Raw genomic sequence first — 19,894 nt, forward strand, 5'->3', positions numbered from 1 at the left:
GAAAATGAAAGTTAATATATACGGCGTTTTTGTAATGCTATTCTTTGGGGCTTGTACTTCTGGATTTGAGGACACAAATACAAATCCCAATTTGATCAGTGAGATAAGCCCAGGGGCACTTCTCAATGAAATAATATACAACCAGACCTCCAATAATCTACGAAATCACTATTTCGTCAATTGTGAATTGATGCAGGTTCAGTTGGCCTATCCCAAATATTATGGAGGGGTCCAGCGGTATGAAATTCTTGAATCCACGGGTACATCCCAATGGAACAGCTCATATAAGTGGCTTAAAAATATCCGTGAAATGATCCTGACTTCAGAGCAGGCAGGTGCGGTCAACTACAAGGCGATCGGACTTACATTAAATGCGTGGATATACTCTAATCTTACGGATAATTTTGGGAGTATCCCCTTTTCGGAAGCTTCACAATCTGATGAGGGAATTATCCAGCCCAAATATGATTCTCAAAAGGAGATCTATACGAAGATTTTGGCAGATTTGGAGGAAGCCAATCTTCTATATGACCATAGTATTTCTATGGTTTATGGAACGGATATACTTTTTGGCAATGACTCGAAACTTTGGCAAAAATTCACCAACTCACTTCGGTTGAGGTTGCTACTGAGGATTTCCGATGTAGATCCATCAGCTTACCAAAAAATGGTAAACATCATCAGTGACCCTGAAAATGCTCCAATTATGGAAAGCTTGGATGAAAGTGCTATTCTCCAGATCACCGGAGTTACCCCGAACTTGTCTCCTTGGTCCAGACCACTAGACTTTAGTAACCAGCATGCGGTAGGGAAGTTTTTTATAGACGTCCTCAATGAATTGGAAGACCCAAGAAGGTCGGTTTATGTAACGCCAGCCATGGATCTAGACAACAATCCAATAGGTTATGAAGGGATCCCCAGTGGATATGATCAAGAACGTTTTGATTATTCTCCTTCTTATATGAACAATGCGCAAGTGGTTGCTCCCATGATAGCCCCCATAATGTCCTATAGTGAAGTATCCTTTATCAAGGCAGAATTGGCCCAAAAAGGATATCTCTCTTCTCCAGCTGAAGAATATTTTAAAGAGGGCGTTAATGCTGCATTGGAGTTATGGACCGGACAGCCTGCTGATGCTTCCTATTTCGAAAGAACGCTGGCCCAGTATAACGGGAGTCTCGAGCGTATCATGCTTCACAAATATTTGGCACTCTACTTTACGGATTTTCAGCAATGGTCTGAATACCGAAGAACAGGATTTCCGGTTTTACCTACTACTGAATCCATGCTTAATGATGGTATTATGCCTAGTAGACTAATGTACACTTCAGACCAAAAAACCTACAATCCTAAAAATTACGATCAGGCACTGGAAGTAATGGGAGGCGATGATATTAATTTTAAAGTATGGTGGGATAAAGAATGATACGAGCTGTAGTATTTTAACCCGGTCTATGTTTTAGGAATCAACATAGCTTGCCCGACGGATGTAACAAAGAGCTGAAAGTACAAGAAAATCAGTTTGTTTGGAGGTGTGTGTGTGTACGCAGCTCCGCTACGGTATACCCTGTCGAATCGCTAGATAAGATAAATCACAAAACTAAAGCGTACCGGCTTATTTTGTTCGCTGCAATGGATCAATCGTAGTACCTGTGGTCATGGCGTAGATAGGCTAATGCATATACCGGGTTTAATTCTTTCTTTATTTAAGATGGCTGTCCCATAACTGTGTTTTCATATGTAGGGTATTAGTTAAAATGATTATTATCCCTACTTAAATGTGTCTGAAAATCACCTTAGGGGGACAGCCATCCCATTATATTTTTTGGTTGCAACTTTATTTTCAATTCTAAAAAAACGATAATAAAAATGAATAAGTTTAAACTGATCATAGTGGTAATGTTGGTGACATTGACCTCTTGCAGTGCACATACCGATGAATTACAAATGGCACATGACACCACAACGAGAAGCTTTCGGGTCGCCAGCTATAACATCCGGTACAACCCACCCTCGGATGAGGAATCGGGTAACGGATGGGATGTACGGAAGGGGCCATTGTCAGAGCTTATCCTCCGACATCGATTTGATTTGGTAGCCACTCAAGAAGGTGATGAAGGACAGCTTGCCAACTTGATGGAGCTATTGCCCGGGTTTGATTATGTAGGGTTTCCATATGGCGGGAATGATATGCATTTGTGTGCCACTCTTTATAAAAAAGATTTGTTTTCCGTAATCGATAAGGGCGTATTCTGGTTCAGTGAGACACCTGAAGTCCCTAGCATAGGTTGGGATGCCACTGACAGAAGGATATGTACCTGGACAAAGTTTAACGTTAAGGGGACTGAGAAAGAATTCTATGTGTTTAACGTCCATTTTTATTGGAGATTGGAAATCGCAAAGAAAGAATCTGGTCCCCTATTGGCGAAAAAAATAAAAGAAATCAGTAACGGTACCCCAGTAATTGTGATGGGTGACTTTAATTCTACTGAAAATACTTCACAGATCAAAGCGATAAAAGAAACCGTTATGGATGCATTTGATGTAACACAAAGTCCGCGGGAAGGGGTGATAGGCACCAATTTAGGAGGAGGAGTCTTCCAGGGAAATGTAAAGAACCGAATAGACTATATTTTTGTATCCTCGGAATTTACGGTGGAAGATTATAAGGTTATTTCGGACACCTATGGGACTGGTAAATATCCTTCTGACCACTTACCTGTGACCTCGATGGTGTCATTTTAGCTTCTGAAATAAAGTAAAAAAAAAATCATTTACTTTTTTCACCTGCAAGAAAAAGTAACAAAGGTGATGAGGTGAATGTCACGCTGGAAGTTGGCAAACAAAGTAAACGTCACCCACAGTAAATCATATAGAACAAAAAAAACCGCATTTCACAATGCGGTTTTTTTTGCTTTTGTTGACCCACTAGGGCTCGAACCTAGACTCTTCTGAACCAAAATCAGACGTGTTGCCAGTTACACCATGGGTCAGTTTTTATGTCTTTAAGACCTCGTTTGCCTTAAATGTGACACAAAGGTATGCGCTTTTTTTTTTAATGCAAACCCTGATTTAAAGTTTTTTTGAGGGTTCATTATAAGTCCCTTGAAGTCAGTAAAAAAAATATACTGACTCCAAGGGAGGATTTGGTTTGTTATTGATGGGAAGCAACCCATTCTTTGGCGTTCACGAAGGCTTCCACCCATGGAGTGATTTCCTGGTCAATAAAGCCTTCAGGGTAATTAGGCCAGTTCCAAGGTACCAATGAGCGTTCGATATGCGGCATAATGGCAAGGTGTCGACCATCCTGTGAGGCCAGTCCGGCCACGGCATAGTCAGAACCATTCGGGTTGCCAGGGTAGGCTTGATAGCTGTATTTCATGCCAATATTGTACGCTTCCTGGTCTTTTGGAAGGGAGAACTTCCCTTCGCCATGAGCCACCCAAACACCTAACCGTTGGCCGGAAAGAGAACCGAACATCACGGTGTTGTTTTCAGGGATGTCCACATTCACAAAGGCCGATTCGAATTTATGGCTTTCGTTGTGGAGCATCTTTGGCTTCACATCGTGGTCACGGTTGATGAGCCCAAGTTCTACCATCAGCTGACAACCGTTACAAACCCCAAGGCTCAGCGTGTCAGGGCGTGCGTAGAAATTGTCCAAGGCGGTTTTTGCTTTTTCATTATAGAGGAAAGCTCCAGCCCAACCTTTGGCAGACCCGAGCACGTCGGAATTGGAGAAGCCGCCCACGAAGACGATCATATTGACATCTTCCAGCGTTTCACGGCCAGAGATAAGGTCCGTCATATGGACATCCTTCACGTCAAACCCTGCCAACCAAAGGGCATAGGCCATTTCCCGGTCGCCATTTACGCCTTTTTCTCTGATAATGGCTGCTTTGGTACCCGTGGTGGTGTGACGGTAAGGGTTTAGGTTAAAAGCGTCATAAGTGCCTTCCCAGTTCTTGCCAAAGGAGAACTCCAATGGCTGCTGTTTATAATTGTCAAATCGGTCCTTGGCAAGCCGCTGGCCGCTTTGCTTTTGGTCGAGCAGATAGGAAGATTTGAACCAAGTATCCCGATGTGAGGCCACATCGAGTGACAGATCCAGTCCTTCAAGGTTTACCTTACCGCTCAGGGTTACGTCAGCGATGGCTACGTAAGCAATCCCCTGCTCTTCCAAGTTGTCTTTTACCGTTTTGGCATCTTTGGCCTGGATGACCACGCCAGGGTTTTCTGCAAACAAGGCTTTGATGATGTCCTTTTCTTCAAGTTGGTCGGTTTTGACGTCCAGTCCACATGCCTTGGTAGGGAAGGTCATTTCCAGCAGCGTAGTGATCAGACCACCAGAAGAAATATCATGGCCTGAGAGGATCAGTCCTTTTTCGATCAACTGCTGTATGGCCATAAAGGCCTTTGCGAAGTATTCATTGTCCTTGACAGTAGGAGGCGTATTGCCGATTTTATTGACTACCTGAGCAAAGCTGCTTCCCCCAAGTTGCGCACTGTCCTTGGAGAAGTCTATATATAGTAGCTCGGTGTCCGCTACCGATTTCAGGTCAGGAGTGACTGTCTTGCGGATGTCGGCACATTCTCCTACGCTGGAGATGATGACCGTGCCGGGAGAGTAAACGGTCTTTCCGTCGGGATATTTCTGCGTCATCGACAGGGAGTCTTTTCCTGTCGGGATGTTGATGCCCAAGTCTATGGCAAAATCGCTTACGGCCTGTACCGCCCTGTATAGCCGGTCGTTTTCCCCTTTATTTTTGGCAGGCCACATCCAGTTGGCACTCAGCGAAATGCCACTGAGTCCATCTTCGATCGGCGCCCATACCAAGTTGGTGAGGGCTTCTGCGATAGCCAGCTTGGAGCCTGCTTCCGGATTGGCAAGCGCCGCTACGGGGGCATGCCCTATGGAAGTGGCGATGCCTTTTTTGCCAGTATAGTCAATGGCCATGACAGCCACGTTGTTCAGGGGTACCTGGATGGCGCCAGTAGTCTGCTGGGTGGCCACACGGCCGGTTACCGATCTATCCACCTTATTGGTGAGCCAGTCCTTGCAGGCTACTGCTTCCAGCTGGAGAACCTCATGGATATACTGCTTCAGCTCTGTGGTTTGGTAGGCAGGTTCTGCAAACTGCGTCGTGGCCTTGCTATCGGTAAGGATGGTTTTGGGAGAGCTGCCAAACATATGTGACAGGTCCCAATCAACTGGTTTTTCTCCCGAGTTTTTATTTTCAAACTTGAAGTGCATGTCCCCGGTGGTTTCACCCACCACATAGAATGGTGCACGTTCACGTTCGGATATTTTTCTCAATGTTTCCACATGCTCATCGCCAATGACCAATCCCATTCTTTCCTGGGACTCGTTGCCGATGATCTCTTTGGCAGAGAGCGTGGGGTCTCCCACGGGAAGTTGGTCAATATCGATATTTCCGCCCGTATCTTCTACCAGTTCTGACAGGCAGTTAAGGTGTCCGCCTGCCCCGTGGTCGTGAATGGAGATGATGGGGTTATGGTCGTTTTCGGCCATGGCACGAATGACATTGGCCACTCTTTTTTGCATTTCCGGATTGGAACGCTGAATGGCGTTCAGTTCGATGGAATTGCTGAATTCACCGGTATTCACCGAAGAAACAGCACTTCCCCCCATGCCGATACGGTAGTTATCACCGCCCATGATGACGATTTTGTTGCCTTTGACAGGGGTGTTCTTTAGGCTGTATTTCTCCCGGGTGAAGCCGATGCCACCAGCGAGCATGATGACCTTATCAAAGCCAAACTGCTTGTCGTTTTCTTCATGCTCAAAGGTAAGTACACTCCCGGAGATCAATGGCTGGCCAAACTTGTTGCCAAAATCACTGGCTCCGTTGGAGGCCTTGATCAGGATGTCCATCGGGGTTTGGTAGAGCCACTTTCGCTCGTTGAGGTCTTTTTCCCAGCTTCTTCCTGCCTCGCTTCTGGAGTAAGAGGTCATGTAGACAGCCGTTCCGGCCAATGGAATGGAGGCGGTTCCTCCTGCCAATCTGTCCCGTATCTCCCCTCCCGCTCCTGTGGCTGCACCGTTGAATGGTTCTACGGTCGTGGGGAAGTTATGGGTTTCTGCCTTAAGTGAAAGGACCGTGCTGATGGTTTCCGGTTGGAAATAATCGGCTTTGTCCTGGCTTTTTGGGGCAAATTGCTGTGCTTTTGGTCCCTTTACGAAGGCCACATTGTCCTTATATGCAGAAACAATTTTATTGGGGTGCTTGATCGAGGTCTTTTTGATCAATTGGAAAAGGGTGTTTTCCTTTTCTTCTCCGTCGATGACAAAGGTGCCATTGAAAATCTTATGGCGACAGTGTTCGGAATTCACTTGGCTGAAGCCAAACACCTCACTATCGGTCAGCGGCCTGCCAAGGCTTTTGCTTACCTTTTCCAAATAGTCGATTTCCTCATCACTCAGAGCAAGGCCTTCCTGTGCATTATAGGATTTGATATCGGTGATCGACAGCACTTCCTCGGGCTTTAGGTCAATGGTGAAGATGTCCTGGCCGAGTCCGTTATACTTTGCCTGAAGCATGGGATCGATCTCCTGACCTTCTTCCAAGAGGCTGAACTCTTCAATTCTGAGGATTCCCGAGATGCCCATATTGCCAGTGATTTCCACTGCATTGGTGGACCAGGGAGTGATCATTTCTTTTCTGGGGCCGGCATAGCTGCCTTCCACTTTTTCCTGTGCAAGCTGACTGGCCTCTCCAAAGAGCCACGAAAGCTTTTGGAGATCTTCAGGTGCAACAGGTTGTTTGGCTTCTAGCGCGTAGATGGTGTTTTTTTGTGGGGATTGGAAAAAGAGAATCATGTCCGCTGTTATTGGATGACCATAAATTAAGGAGCAAAGGTACGCAAATGGTTGAAAACTTGGAAGAGGCAGTTGGATTTTATATTACCCTCCTTCCTGAAGTCTGGGCACGACTGTTTGTGATGGTGAAAAAGCATGCTAGGTCAAAAGAAGCTTTGCTATAGGGATAAACCCGGAATATGCATTAGCCTATCTGTTGCGACCTGAAACTGCTTCAAAATCAGCCGTTTCACTTTAGTTTTCGGCATAACCGTAGCGGTGCTACGCTAATGCCTCCAAACTAACTGATTTTCTTGCAATTTCAGCTCTCACTACGATTCCTAATGCATAATCCGGGATAAATGTTTCCTATCTCTTTACCGACAAAAGAAGCACATTTACCGAGTTTATTATTTTGATAACCTAATAGATAGTGGGATAGTGAGTATCATGCTCTAGTTTTGGGAATTACCAACGTTCAGATTCGATCATATTTATGGTCGATATCGTACATCAAACCCAGAATGCCTTAGCCTATCTACTCCATAGTACAGAGATATTGTGACCTATCCACTGCGGAAAAAAATCGGCCGCTTTGCTTTAGTTTTCGGTGCTATCTGGTAGCAAGACAGGGTAAATATCCGACTCGGCAGACACTCACACCTCCAAACTAGCTGATTTTCTTGCACTTTCAGCTCTTTCTGACATCGGGCGGGAAAGGCCATGATGATTCCTCCGGGTTAAATGAAAAACAATAATGTCTGAAGGCATTTAATGGGCAGTTTACATTTTCGTAGGGTTTTTGCTTAGGGGGTGTAAGATATTGGGAAATAAAACCATGGAAACTTTGAAGTCCCGTATAGTTTCCCGAGTTTTGCGCTTGTCAATATTCAAGTGAACTGAAGATTTGGAAACACGCGAAAAAATTTTGGAAATAGCAATGGACCAGTTTGCCCGGCTGGGGGTAAGGTATGTGACCGTGGATGATATTGCCCGGGCTGCTGGTGTTTCGAAGAAGACGATTTACCAAGAGTTTAAGGACAAGGCGCAGCTGGTACTGGAAGCCTTTAAGAACAAAATGCAGGAAGATCAAGCGTTTTTCATGAACCTGTATGATGAAAACAAAGGGGCGATATGGCATTTTGTGGAAGTCTCCAAATACATCCGGTCAAGGTATTCCAATATCAACCCCGTGGTGTTCAGTGAAATCCAACGGTATTATCCCAGTTGTTGGAAGTTATTTGAGGATTTTAGGCAAAACTGTGCCATCAAGACCATTTCTGACGTCTTGAAGAAAGGTAAGAAGGAAGGGACATTCAGGTCAGAAATAGATGCAGATATTTTGGCCTTGGTCAGGATGGACCAAATAGCGAGTACATTTGATTCGGAAAAATTTCCGCCATCGAAATTCAATGTTTTGGAGGTTCAGATGGCAATAATGGACCATTTTATCCATGGTATTTTAACGGATAAAGGACGAGAACTATTTTATACAATCAATAATCAGGATTAATTCATGCGTTTAACAACCAGATTCTCCCTTTTTGGCGTCTTGCTCGCCTGCCTGTTGGCAGGTCGGGTGTCCGCTCAGGAAGTATTGGAGTTTACTTTAGAAGAAAGCGTCCAGTACGCTTTGGAAAACAACGCCGATGCCAAGAATGCCTTGCTGGAGACCTATGCTTCAAAAGCGTCGGTAGGAGAGCAGGTGGCTCAGGGACTGCCCCAGATCAATGGTAGTTTTGATTTTACCAAGAACGTATCCATTCCGGTGATGTTTTTGCCCAACGAGGGTCCTTTTGCAGATCCGGACAATCCTTCGGACGTGATTCCGGTGCAGTTTGGGGTAAATTATCAAAGCGGCATTGCTGTGACGGTTAACCAGATGATCTTTGACGGATCGTACTTTGTAGGCTTGAAAGCTGCCCGTACGTATAGGCAGCTCAGTGAGTTTGATAAGGAAAAGACCGAAAATGATGTCATTGAAAGTGTCAAAAAGGCCTTTTTTACGGTGCTGGTGAACAGGGAGCGCCAACAGCTTGCCGAGGCCAACTTGGCGAGGATCGATACGCTTCTCCAGGAAACTACCGCCCTCTACGAGGAAGGATTTGCAGAAAAGATCGAAGTTTCCCGGGTGAAGGTGCAGTACAATAATATCAGGACCGAGCTGGATAAGATCAATGCTGCTACCGAGATCAGCAAGCAGCTGCTAAAAGTGCAAATGGGGCTTCCTATGGAATATGAGATCCAGATGACCGAGAGCTTGAGGGACCTTAACCAACCCCAGCAGATCCAAGACTTGCTAGGTAACCCAGGGTACCGCAGGGTCGAAATGGACCAGCTGCAGACCAATTGGGAACTGGTAAAGCTAGACCTTAAAAACAATACGGTACAATATCTCCCCAGTCTTGATGCGAATTTCACTTACCAGCGAAATGGTGCGGGGCAGGAATTCAGTACCGTTTGGGAAGGCGAGAATTGGTTTACGGGAGCTTTTGTAGGAGTCACACTGAGTGTACCGATCTTTGACGGCCTGGCCAAGGCCAAGCGAATCCAGCAAAACCGCATCCAGCTACAGCAGATCGAAAACCAATTGGACATGCTGGATGACAATATCGAAGTGGAGCGGTTTCAAGCTAGGACAAACCTCCAGAACAACCTCAAAACCCTCGATGTGCAGCGGGAAAACATGGAGCTGGCCACTGAAGTCTATGAAATCAGCCGGATCAAGTATTCGGAAGGCGTAGGCTCTAACCTTGAGGTAGTGGAAGCGGATTCTGACCTTGTGGAGGCTGAAATCAACTATTACAGTGCATTGTACGACGCGTTGATCTCCAAAGTAGATCTCGAAAAAGCATTAGGAATATTAAGATGAAAAAATACATATACCATTATAGCAATATGAAAACCTTTTCCAGATTATCATTGGCATTAGCGGCCGCGATGACTTTTTCCTGCGGACCGCAGGAATCTGAGCTGGAGGCCAAAAAAGCCCAGTTGAAAGAATACAAGGATCAGTACCATGAACTGAAAAGCAGCATTTCAGCGCTTGAAAAGGAGATTGCCGCTGAGGATTCGACTTTTGCCAAGAACAACAGGAAGTCGGTTTTGGTGACTACCGTGAAGGCAAAAAACCAACCATTCAAACATTATCTGGAGGTGACCGGATCAGTGCTTTCCAAAAAGAACGTCAATATCAGTGCTGAAGTGGCCGGAAGGATAGAGCAGATCGAAGTACATGAAGGCATGCGTGCTGCCAAAGGAGAGGTATTGGTGAACATTGATGGTGAGTCCATCGATAACAATATCTCTGAACTGGAGACACAGCTGGACCTGGCCTCTACCCTGTATGAAAAGCAGAAGCGTCTATGGGACCGGGAAATTGGCACGGAAGTGCAGTACCTTGAAGCCAAAAACAGGGTAGAGTCCTTGGAGAAAAATCTCGCAACCCTGAAGACCCAAAAGGATAAAACTACTATCCGTGCGCCCTATCATGGCACGGTAGAAGAAGTGATGGTGAAACTAGGGGAACTCGTGCAGCCGGGAATGCCGATCATTAATTTTGTGGGAGAAAGTGACCTGTATATCGAAGCGGATATATCCGAGGCTTATGTAGGGGTGTTGGAACAAGGCGATTCGGTGAGAGTGGAATTCCCTTCTCTTGGTCGTGACATAAAGACCAAAGTGACTGCCGTGGGAGCCATCATCAATCCAAGCAACAGGACGTTCAAGGTAGAAGTGTTCCTGCCAAGGCTCAAGCATATCAAACCTAATATGATTTCGGTGCTTCGGATCAAGGATTATGAAAACAAAGAGGCTACTACTGTGCCTACCAATCTAATCCAGCAGGACAATAAAGGAGAATATGTCTATGTGGTGACCAATGGGCAAGCCAAGAAAACATATATCAAGAAAGGAGAAACCTACCATAGGGTTTCTGAAATCAAGGAGGGACTTTCAGGAGGAGAAGTACTGATAGACAAAGGGTTCAGAGAAGTCGCTGAAGGTTCCAAAGTTCAAATCGTCGAAAGTTAATCATGGCAGAACAACAACAAGATAAGAATGTGACCAGGGAATTTGGGCTGTCCTCGCTAGCGATCAATAACAAGACCAGTGTGATCATCCTTTCGCTGATCATCACTTTTATGGGATTGTATGCGTACCAAACGATGCCCAAAGAGAGTTTCCCTGAAATCGTCATCCCTACCGTGTATGTAGGAACCAGCTACCCGGGCAACTCCCCGGTGGATATGGAAAACCTCATTACACGTCCCATTGAGAAGGAGCTTAAATCACTCAAGGATGTGAAGACCATCGAGTCCACTTCCATACAGGATTATTCCACCATTATCATTGAGTTTAATCCCGGCGTGGATATCTCCAGGGCGCTACAGGACACCAAGGATGCAGTGGACAAGTCCAAGAGCGAATTGCCCACGGACCTGGATCAGGATCCTAATATTTTCGAGCTTGACTTCTCGGAGATGCCGATCATGTTTGTGAATCTTTCGGGGAATTACGCGCAGGAAGAACTGAAGGAGTTTGGGGAGTACTTGGAAGACGAGATAGAGGCCTTGCCCGAAATCTCCAGTGCCGACCTTACCGGTACCATCGAGCGTGAGATCCAAGTGAATGCCGATCTGTTCAAGATGGAAGCCATGGAGGTGAGCTTTGGGGATATTGCCGATGCTATTTCTTCGGAAAACGTGACGATCTCTGGCGGAAACATCCTTAGCGGTGATTTTCGCAGGGCACTGAGGATTACTGGGGAGTTTGAAGACCCTGATGAGCTCAATGATATTATCGTCAAAAGTGAAGGGGGAAATATCATTTACCTCAAGGATGTAGCTGAGGTGAAAGATACTTATAAGGAACGTGAAAGTTATGCCCGTGCTTCCAAGCTGCCAGTGGTCACTGTCAATGTGATCAAAAGAGGCGGGGAAAACCTATTGGCAGCTAGTGACAAGATCAAAGAAATACTGGAGGAAGCCGAAAACAACCATTTTCCTTCCGACTTAAAAGTCAGTATTACGAATGACCAATCCAAGGTGACCCGAAGTATGGTGGCCAACCTGGAAAACAGTATCATTTCAGGGATTATCTTGGTTATTATCGTGCTGATGTTTTTCATGGGCTTTAGAAATGCGCTGTTCGTGGGAATAGCCATTCCACTTTCCATGTTCATCTCCTTTATGGTCCTCAATGCCTTTGGGGTGACACTGAACATGATGGTGCTATTTTCGATGATCCTCGCACTGGGTATGCTGGTGGATAACGGAATTGTGGTCGTCGAAAATGTCTACAGGCTGATGCAAGAAGGCAAGACGCCAATACGGGCAGCCAAGGAAGGAGTAGGAGAAGTCGCTTGGCCGATCATCACCTCTACGGCCACGACTGTAGCGGCATTTATCCCGTTGGCCTTTTGGCAAGATATCATGGGGGAATTCATGAAATACCTTCCCATTACCCTGATCATTGTCCTTTCTTCATCGCTGTTTGTCGGTTTGGTCATTAACCCAGTGGTGACGGCGATGTTTATGAAAATCCAAAACCTGGACGATGTAAAGCCCAAAAAACGGTCCTTCATAGTAGCAGGCACTTTGCTGACCATTGCAGCCATCTGCTATATCGCCCAAGTGTTTACCATGGCCAATATCGCTTTGATAGCAGCCATCATCACGCTGGTCAATGCAGTCTTTATGAAAAAGGCCATTCGATGGTTCCAACAAGTATTTTTGGTGTGGCTGGAAGAAAAATATGAAGGGATGCTGTCCTTTGCCCTTCGTGGCAGGAAGCCCTATCTGTTTTTCTTTGGAATGTTCGGAGTGTTGATTCTTTCGTTGGTGCTATTAATGGTAAGGTCTCCAAAAGTGGAGTTTTTCCCGAGCAGTGACCCTAACTACGTGAATATCTTTATCGAATATCCCATAGGTACAGACATCGAGGCGACCAATGAATTCAGTGAAAAAGTGGAAGATGAGGTGATGGAGTTGATCAAGCCGCACAGGGATATTGTGGAGGCATTTATCGCCCAAGTGGGAGAAGGCACGAGCGACCCTTCCGAAGGGCCGAGTATGGGGGTAACCCCACACAAGGCGATGCTGACGGTGAGTTTTGTCGAATACCAATACCGAGACGGTAAGAACACCACCAAGATCATGGAGGAACTCCGGGAGGCCATGGCAAAATACCCTGGGGTACAGATCACTGTGGACAAGGAACAAAACGGCCCACCAGTCGGCAAACCAATTAATATTGAAGTAAGTGGTGAAGATTATGAAAAACTGGTGACTGAAGTGGAAGATATCCGGGAGTTTATCAAAGGAGCCAATATAGAGGGGATCGAAGAGTTGAAGATGGACCTTCAGACGGGCAAGCCCGAGCTGATCGTCAATATCAACAGGGAAAAAGCCAGGCGATTTGGGCTGTCCACCTCGACAATTGCCAATGAACTGAGAACGGCCATCTTCGGTCTGGAAGTTTCTAAGTACAAAGAAGGTGAAGACGACTACCCGATCCAGTTGAGGCTGGCAGAGAAATACCGCTATGATGTAGATGCCTTGGTCAACAAGAAAATCTATTTTATGGACAAGTTTGGCAATAAAAGGCATATCCCTATTACTTCAGTAGCGAATTTTGAATACAGCTCCACCTACGGTTCGGTGAAGCGAAAAGACTTGGACAAGGTCATTACCATTTACTCCAATGTCAACGAAGGGTTCAACCCAACGGAGATCAATAACCGGATCAGGTCCAGACTGGATGATTATGAACTTCCCGATGGTATGGATATCAAGTTTACTGGTGAGCAGGAAGAGCAGGCCAAGTCCATGGAGTTTCTTGTGCGGGCGATGATGATCGCTGTAGCAGCCATATTCCTGATTATTGTTGCCCAGTTCAATTCCCTGATGACACCATTTATCATTATGTGCTCGGTTATTTTGAGTACAATAGGTGTGTTTATCGGTCTTGCTACATTTAACATGGATTTTGTAGTGATCATGACCGGAATCGGGATCATCTCACTGGCAGGGGTAGTGGTAAATAATGCCATTGTACTGATCGATTACACGAATTTGGTAAGAGAACGAAAACGCTCCGACAGAAAATTGGGAGAGGACGAACACCTCACCTATGACGACTTGGTGGCAAGTATAGTCGAAGGGGGCAAGACGCGTCTTCGTCCTGTATTGTTGACTGCTATTACCACTATCCTGGGCTTAATTCCGATGGCGATCGGGATGAACATTGACTTCTTTACCTTACTATCGGATTTTGACCCTCAGTTTTACGTAGGAGGTGATAATGCGGATTTTTGGGGACCAATGGCTTGGACCGTAATATTTGGGCTAACCTTTGCGACCTTTTTAACGTTAGTAATTGTACCTGTCATGTATTTATTGGCAGACAAAATCAATATAGCTATTAGAAGAAAATAGTTTGTATAGATTTATTTAAAGGTTGGTGGTTTTTTAAGTGTTAAAACCTCCGAGGCAATGTCTCGGAGGTTTTTATTTTTTCGAAGTTTTTAGTGGTTAAACCCGGAATATGCATTAGCCTATCTGTTGCGACCTGAAACTGCTTCAAAATCAGCCGTTTCACTTTAGTTTTCGGCATAACCGTAGCGGTGCTACGCTAATGCCTCCAAACTAACTGATTTTCTTGCAATTTCAGCTCTCACTACGATTCCTAACGCATAATCCGGGTTAAACGGGTCAAGCGGAAAAGTTGAGGGACTGATGAAACGCTGATGATTATGAATTGCGCTGATTTTTTTGCTTAAATTGGAAAAGACAAGTAGCATAAAAAAGCCCTGAAAGGGCGTAACATCCTTAGCCATGGGCAACGCCCATGGTAAACATCAAAAATAATCTCATTGTTTTAGCTGCAATTACCTTCCTAGCGCTTATAAATTCACGCTAAAACCCAACACACACCAACAGCGCTTTATTCCAATAATCAATAGGGGATAAATTTCAAGAAAGTGTGTCTAAAATTATTTCCCGCAGAAATATTGCTTGACCCAGTTAAACCCGAGGCAAGCTTAGCTGTTCGAGATTTGTAATCTCAAATAGTCCTCCATGGTATCAATGTCCACTTCTCCATTTAAAAGTTCTACCGTTATTAAATCTTCCGCTTCTAAAAGGAACTGTTTGGCTCCCGAATCCCCCTTTAATTTCAGCAAACTGGAAAAAAAACGCTTATGAAAAAGAACAGGAACGCCTGCCCGTTTTTGGTACCTGCTGGCAACGATCCTTGCTTTCGTTTCGTGCTGACGGTCAATTATGGCCTTCAAATGTCCACTGGTGACATAGGGTTGGTCACACAGCATTATCAGTGCATAATCTATATCCTGATCAAGTGATTGTAGGTGGCGTATCCCTGTTCTAATAGAGGAAGCAATCCCCTCGCTAGAATCAGAATTGATAACAATGGAGACCTCCAGCCCATGTAGTTCTCTTTGATGCAAATGGGCCTTTTCTCCCAGCACCACTACTACCTGATCAGGCTGAGCGGCCACTGCTGTTTTGGAGGCTCTCTTGAGCAAAGTTTCCCCTTGGACCAGTAATGTTTGCTTGTCCCTCCCGAGCCTAGTGGAATTACCAGCAGCCAAAACAATGATGCCATATTTCCCTGTATTTACAGCATAGGACTTCTTATTGGGCTTATTCATTATTTAGTTACCTATTTACTTTCCATTGCTCGCTATCGTCATCAAGTACCTCTTTGCCCCAAATGGGAAGGTCTGATTTGATGCGTTCCACCAGTTCATTGCAGGCCGTTATTGCCGCCTTCCGGTGGGGGGAAGACGTAAATACAAACAAGCAGATCTCGCCCACCTTCACTTCTCCCAAGCTATGGTAAATATGTAAACAGGTAAGGTCATATTTGGAAAAAGCTTCTTCTCTAATTTCCCTTGCCTTCTCCAGCGCCATATCTCTATAGGCTGTATATTCCATGGATACCACACTTTTCCCATCCTTTTCGTCTGCCCGGATTTGCCCCAAAAATATGGAATGTGCACCTATTGCGGTTTTGCCACTATGGTTAGCTATTGACTTGGCGATTTTATCCGGAGATATAGCGCCGTTTACAAAAATGTCCTTGATTTTATTTACTTTTTCCATTTATTGATCATCTATTATTATACAAAAGTTGGCGTCTACTGCGGTGGTGCGGCAGCACCGTTTTCAATCCAGGTCAGCCAAGCCTCTTTAAATTCATTATAGCTTAATGGAGGTAACTCCCTTGCTCCTCCTATTGTCCAGCCTTCTTTTACGAGTCCATCATTGACGTGCTCTTTCAGCGCTTCCATATCTTTATGGCCATTTTGTTCAGGATCCACTAATTGGAGGGCGAGTTCCCGTGGAGATTTACCTTCAAAAACCATTTTCATATCCGCCGGAGGCAAATGCCAATTGGGATTACCAGGTGGGGTATGTTCTCCCGGAACTCCTTCAGGTGCGTGGCAATTGGAGCACTTGAGTGTCAATATCCCTTTCCCATCTACGCCCCTCATGGGTGACATGGCGTGCAATTTTTGCTCATCCCCTTGTAGCGGAATATCCCCAGCAGGATGGCAGTTCATGCACCGTGGGCTCATGAGGACTTTATAGACATCTTCAAAAGCTTCAATGGACTTAAGCTCTTGAGGCCCCATTTCGGTTTCCTTATCGTTTAAATCAGTCTTGAAGGAATATCGGGAGAACACCAACAATCCGACAAAGGCTAAATTAGCTATTAGCAACAACTTGTTCGTAGCGATATTTCTAAAATACTTTTTCATAACAAAAGTTGGTTTTAGTGATAAAACATCCTGCCAAAAACATATTCGATATATATTTCAACTCGGAATATGCATAAGCCTATCTATTCCGGGTTTAAAACGACTGCCCCTGCTATAGGTTATTCGTTTGTTCATTCATAAAACACTGCTTCACTAGTCCTTTTACTACAGCAACTTCCTTTCTTCCAGTTTTTTGAAAAACTCCTCCCGATAGTTCCTACTGATCGGATAGAACTCTTCCCCTATCAATACTTCATTGGACTCTACTTCATCGATATGTCGCATATTGATGATAAATGACCGGTGTATCCGCACAAACTCCCCTGGAAGTGCATTGGCAATATTGGTCAGCGAGACCAAGGACATTACTTTTCTGGTTGGTGTGATGATTTTCACATACTCTCTTTGTGCCTCAATAGCCTGTATTTCTGCAAACAGGAATTTCACAATCCTCGTGTCCGTTTTGATAAAAAAGTAATCGAGTTTTTCTGCCGTATCTTCGGCCAACACTTGAACGGAAAGGTATTCCAGCGCCTTGTCGATGGCTTTTCTGAACCGTTCGAAAGATACCGGCTTCATCAGGTAATCGATCACATCCAGCTCATAGCCTTTTACGGCATATTCTTCATAGGCCGTCACAAATATCGTGAGTGGTTTATCCGTCAATTCATTCAGTAAATCCATGCCTGTCATCAGGGGCATACGGATATCCAGCAAAAGAATATCAACGGGCTTCTCCTTCAAAAACACCATGGCCTCCTCCCCGTTGCTACATACACCGGCCAGCTCCAACATTCCGACTTTGGAAACGTAGTCCAAAAGCAACTTCCTTGCGGGTGGCTCGTCATCGACTATAAGGATCTGGTATTTCATTTCAAATCTATGGTTAGTTTAACTATAAAAGAGCTAGCGTCCTGATCCAACATCAACGTGTGCTTTCTTGGATAAATCAGGTTCAGTCTCTTTTTTACATTTGATAGGCCTACCCCACTTTCTTCTTCTGCCGTCTTGCGTGCTTTGATCACATCATTGCTGATGAAGAAGTGTAGCTTATCTTCACTATCTATGGTCAGTCTAATGTCTATTTTCCCGTCCACGGTATTTCCGTGTTTAAAGGCGTTTTCCAGAAAAACCAAGAAAATCAAATGGGCAATCCTGTGCCTGTCTTTGACTCCCTCATGCTTAAAAACTATGACCGGCTTTTCATCCAGCTTTAACCTCCACAGTTCAATGAAATTTTCCATAAACAGGATCTCCTTTTTAAGCGATACAAACTTTCCCTGATCCTCATATAACATATGACGCATCATTTCAGAAAGCTTCATGATCGCTGGAGCCGTGTTGTGGTCTTGAAAATAAGCCATTGAATAAATATTGTTCAGCGTATTGAACAGGAAATGTGGGCTCAGTTGAAGCTTCAGGAACTTCAATTCCGACGCCAGTTGACTATTTCTAAGTTCGATTTCCTTTCTCTGTGCGGAGATCATATTGGCAAAAAACCAAATAACCGTGGTGATAAGGTAAAAGCCAATTGCCGGAACCGACCTGATAAAATAGGTGTACGCCACAGACCGGTGGGTCATCCCCAGGAGACTTACCCGCAAGAGCACTATGACCACCACTATACCAATAGAAGCCAAAATATAAGCTGTGTATTTCCCTTTTCTATAAAGCCTCGGCAACAGCAGGTAATAATTCAAGTAAGCAATGGACGAAGAAGTCAGCACATCAGAGACCACTGCACCCCAGAGTTGCTCAGAAGAATAGATCCAACCACTAAGTGCAGCATACAGTATAGCCCCATAACACAGCCAGAAAAGGACATGGAGCGCATAGAATGCCGGACGAGATATGAAACTATTTTTCATTTTGGAAATTTAGGCATTTAAATAACATCATATTTCAGCAATCATCCAACTGACAGTTGTGGTCTACAGAAGGCATTTTTTATTCAACAAGTGGCTAGCACAGAAATTAGTATATTCCTATCCTTTAGGGGCAGTTTTCATTCGTAGATCAAAACAGTTGACTGGGTGAGAGAATCTTGCTGTCTATTGATTTTGCTAAAAACATAGGATTTTTTTTCGTCTATTAGTAGTGTGTCGAAGGGTTTATTGAGGGGGTTGAACGTAACCCTTCACCCAAAATCACTAACTTAAGTTATACAAAGAGTAATTTATCGATGCTAAAAACCAGCTTATTATATATCCTGCTTACACTAACCCTTGCTTTCCCTTCCTTTGGACAGAAAGCGCCAATTGTCCTAGTGGACCAAGGGAGTTTTGCGGTGGGAGGAAAAGTAATCACTGCTCCGGGTACCTTTGACCCAATTGCGCACGGAGCTTTCAATCCCGGCAATCAAAGTTCTGCAGGGCAGACACTCCATGGAGATCATGCTTATGTCTTTTATCAGGTACCAAAAAATTCAAAGAAACTTCCTTTGATTTTTTGGCATGGCTATGGGCAATTTTCGAAAACCTGGGAAACCACCCCTGATGGAAGAGAGGGCTTTCAAAATATCTTTTTACGAAAGAAATACCCTGATTACCTCCTCGACCAACCCAGACGTGGAAGGGCCGGTCGCAGTACTGTCGCGGGAAACATTTCCGCAGCTCCAGATGACCAGCTTTGGTTTGGCATTTTTCGCTTAGGCGTTGGAACAGCATTCTATCCAGGGGTTCAGTTTGACAAAAGTCCCGAAACATTGGACCAGTTTTTAAGACAGATTACTCCTGATACAGGACCAATAGATTTTAACGCAAACACAGCGGCTGTCACTGCCCTGTTCGATCGAATCGGAAACGGAATATTGGTTACCCATTCCCATAGCGGAGGACAAGGCTGGCTGACAGCCTTAAAAACAGATCATATAAAAGGAATTGTCTCCTACGAACCAGGTAGCAATTTTGTCTTTCCGGAAGGGAGTGTGCCAGAACCGATTCCTTATGTGGGCGGAGTTCTTAAGGCTGTCGGTGTACCAATGGATAAATTCAAAAAACTGACCCAAATCCCCATCGTGATATATTATGGAGATTATATTCCCGCAGAGCCTGTAGAAAACCCAGCTCAGGAACAATGGAGAGCTGCTTTGCAAATGGCAAAACGCTGGACCAAAACAGTCAATGAAAATGGTGGTGATGTCACTTTGGTCCATTTACCTGAAATCGGCATCGAAGGAAATACCCACTTTCCATTTTCAGATTTAAACAATATTCAAATAGCCGAATTGATGGCCGAATGGCTCAGGCAAAAAGGCTTGGACAAATAATCACCACAACTAAAAAATAAAA

At 44.7% G+C, this 19,894-nt stretch carries 14 protein-coding genes and 1 tRNA gene; 7 read left to right on the forward strand and 8 right to left on the reverse strand.

Annotation, left to right across the window (positions count from 1 at the left end):
* Window positions 1–4 precede the first annotated feature (4 nt).
* Window positions 5–1,426: a SusD/RagB family nutrient-binding outer membrane lipoprotein gene (locus tag DN752_RS05735; RefSeq protein WP_112783059.1), complete on the forward strand. Its 1,422-nt coding sequence runs from the start codon at window positions 5–7 to the stop codon at window positions 1,424–1,426.
* 443 nt (window positions 1,427–1,869) lie between these two features.
* Entirely contained in the window at window positions 1,870–2,745 is an 876-nt protein-coding gene (locus DN752_RS05740) for an endonuclease/exonuclease/phosphatase family protein (RefSeq protein ID WP_112783060.1), read from the forward strand.
* 175 nt (window positions 2,746–2,920) lie between these two features.
* Here DN752_RS05740 and DN752_RS05745 read toward each other — a convergent pair.
* Together DN752_RS05745 and purL are read right to left on the reverse strand one after the other, a co-directional pair.
* Window positions 2,921–2,993: transfer RNA gene (locus DN752_RS05745), tRNA-Gln, on the reverse strand.
* Window positions 2,994–3,154: 161 nt separating this feature from the next.
* Window positions 3,155–6,841 carry a phosphoribosylformylglycinamidine synthase gene (gene purL, locus DN752_RS05750; RefSeq protein ID WP_112783061.1) on the reverse strand — a complete coding sequence of 1,229 codons (3,687 nt, stop codon included), beginning with the start codon at window positions 6,839–6,841 and terminating at the stop codon, window positions 3,155–3,157.
* A 907-nt stretch (window positions 6,842–7,748) separates the two neighbouring features.
* On the opposite strand from purL, the gene DN752_RS05755 reads away from it, so the two are divergent.
* Genes DN752_RS05755 through DN752_RS05770 form a run of 4 tightly spaced genes read left to right on the forward strand, consistent with a single transcriptional unit; the run spans window position 7,749 to window position 14,256 of the window.
* Window positions 7,749–8,333, forward strand: coding sequence for a TetR/AcrR family transcriptional regulator (locus tag DN752_RS05755; protein ID WP_317048524.1), 585 nt, complete (start codon window positions 7,749–7,751; stop codon window positions 8,331–8,333).
* Between the two features lie 3 nt (window positions 8,334–8,336).
* On the forward strand, window positions 8,337–9,692 hold the full coding sequence (locus DN752_RS05760) for a TolC family protein (protein WP_112783063.1): 1,356 nt from the start codon (window positions 8,337–8,339) through the stop codon (window positions 9,690–9,692).
* Window positions 9,689–10,852, forward strand: coding sequence for an efflux RND transporter periplasmic adaptor subunit (locus DN752_RS05765; RefSeq protein ID WP_112783064.1), 1,164 nt, complete (start codon window positions 9,689–9,691; stop codon window positions 10,850–10,852). Before DN752_RS05760 ends, DN752_RS05765 begins: the two co-directional genes overlap by 4 nt.
* A gap of 2 nt (window positions 10,853–10,854) precedes the next feature.
* Window positions 10,855–14,256, forward strand: coding sequence for an efflux RND transporter permease subunit (locus DN752_RS05770; protein WP_112783065.1), 3,402 nt, complete (start codon window positions 10,855–10,857; stop codon window positions 14,254–14,256).
* A gap of 191 nt (window positions 14,257–14,447) precedes the next feature.
* Here DN752_RS05770 and DN752_RS05775 read toward each other — a convergent pair whose 3' ends face one another.
* From DN752_RS05775 to DN752_RS05800, 6 genes are all read right to left on the reverse strand, one after another.
* Window positions 14,448–14,657: a hypothetical protein gene (locus DN752_RS05775; RefSeq protein WP_112783066.1), complete on the reverse strand. Its 210-nt coding sequence runs from the start codon at window positions 14,655–14,657 to the stop codon at window positions 14,448–14,450.
* Window positions 14,658–14,861: 204 nt separating this feature from the next.
* A complete protein-coding gene (locus DN752_RS05780; protein ID WP_112783067.1) occupies window positions 14,862–15,491 on the reverse strand; it encodes a nucleotidyltransferase family protein in 630 nt (209 codons plus the stop codon).
* Window positions 15,492–15,498: 7 nt separating this feature from the next.
* On the reverse strand, window positions 15,499–15,945 hold the full coding sequence (locus DN752_RS05785) for a molybdenum cofactor biosynthesis protein MoaE (protein WP_112783068.1): 447 nt from the start codon (window positions 15,943–15,945) through the stop codon (window positions 15,499–15,501).
* A 35-nt stretch (window positions 15,946–15,980) separates the two neighbouring features.
* Window positions 15,981–16,604 carry a hypothetical protein gene (locus DN752_RS05790; protein ID WP_112783069.1) on the reverse strand — a complete coding sequence of 208 codons (624 nt, stop codon included), beginning with the start codon at window positions 16,602–16,604 and terminating at the stop codon, window positions 15,981–15,983.
* 165 nt (window positions 16,605–16,769) lie between these two features.
* The gene (locus DN752_RS05795; protein ID WP_112783070.1) at window positions 16,770–17,477 is read right to left on the reverse strand and encodes a LytR/AlgR family response regulator transcription factor; all 708 of its coding nucleotides are present in this window, start codon (window positions 17,475–17,477) and stop codon (window positions 16,770–16,772) included.
* Window positions 17,474–18,472: a sensor histidine kinase gene (locus tag DN752_RS05800; protein ID WP_112783071.1), complete on the reverse strand. Its 999-nt coding sequence runs from the start codon at window positions 18,470–18,472 to the stop codon at window positions 17,474–17,476. Before DN752_RS05800 ends, DN752_RS05795 begins: the two co-directional genes overlap by 4 nt.
* A 314-nt stretch (window positions 18,473–18,786) precedes the next feature.
* Between DN752_RS05800 and DN752_RS05805 the strand changes: the two genes are divergently transcribed.
* On the forward strand, window positions 18,787–19,872 hold the full coding sequence (locus DN752_RS05805) for an alpha/beta hydrolase (RefSeq protein WP_112783072.1): 1,086 nt from the start codon (window positions 18,787–18,789) through the stop codon (window positions 19,870–19,872).
* Window positions 19,873–19,894: the final 22 nt, after the last annotated feature.

The organism is Echinicola strongylocentroti (assembly GCF_003260975.1).
GTDB classification, from domain to species: Bacteria; Bacteroidota; Bacteroidia; order Cytophagales; family Cyclobacteriaceae; genus Echinicola; species Echinicola strongylocentroti.

What these genes read in the sequence shown, in the direction of transcription:
- DN752_RS05785 (WP_112783068.1), bottom strand. Translation starts at nt 15,945, where the DNA reads ATGGAAAAAGTAAATAAAATCAAGGACATTTTTGTAAACGGCGCTATA.
- DN752_RS05770 (WP_112783065.1), top strand. Translation starts at nt 10,855, where the DNA reads ATGGCAGAACAACAACAAGATAAGAATGTGACCAGGGAATTTGGGCTG.
- DN752_RS05805 (WP_112783072.1), top strand. Translation starts at nt 18,787, where the DNA reads ATGCTAAAAACCAGCTTATTATATATCCTGCTTACACTAACCCTTGCT.
- DN752_RS05800 (WP_112783071.1), bottom strand. Translation starts at nt 18,472, where the DNA reads ATGAAAAATAGTTTCATATCTCGTCCGGCATTCTATGCGCTCCATGTC.
- DN752_RS05760 (WP_112783063.1), top strand. Translation starts at nt 8,337, where the DNA reads ATGCGTTTAACAACCAGATTCTCCCTTTTTGGCGTCTTGCTCGCCTGC.
- DN752_RS05790 (WP_112783069.1), bottom strand. Translation starts at nt 16,604, where the DNA reads ATGAAAAAGTATTTTAGAAATATCGCTACGAACAAGTTGTTGCTAATA.
- DN752_RS05775 (WP_112783066.1), bottom strand. Translation starts at nt 14,657, where the DNA reads ATGGCTAAGGATGTTACGCCCTTTCAGGGCTTTTTTATGCTACTTGTC.
- DN752_RS05795 (WP_112783070.1), bottom strand. Translation starts at nt 17,477, where the DNA reads ATGAAATACCAGATCCTTATAGTCGATGACGAGCCACCCGCAAGGAAG.
- DN752_RS05780 (WP_112783067.1), bottom strand. Translation starts at nt 15,491, where the DNA reads ATGAATAAGCCCAATAAGAAGTCCTATGCTGTAAATACAGGGAAATAT.
- purL (WP_112783061.1), bottom strand. Translation starts at nt 6,841, where the DNA reads ATGATTCTCTTTTTCCAATCCCCACAAAAAAACACCATCTACGCGCTA.
- DN752_RS05735 (WP_112783059.1), top strand. Translation starts at nt 5, where the DNA reads ATGAAAGTTAATATATACGGCGTTTTTGTAATGCTATTCTTTGGGGCT.
- DN752_RS05740 (WP_112783060.1), top strand. Translation starts at nt 1,870, where the DNA reads ATGAATAAGTTTAAACTGATCATAGTGGTAATGTTGGTGACATTGACC.
- DN752_RS05765 (WP_112783064.1), top strand. Translation starts at nt 9,689, where the DNA reads ATGAAAAAATACATATACCATTATAGCAATATGAAAACCTTTTCCAGA.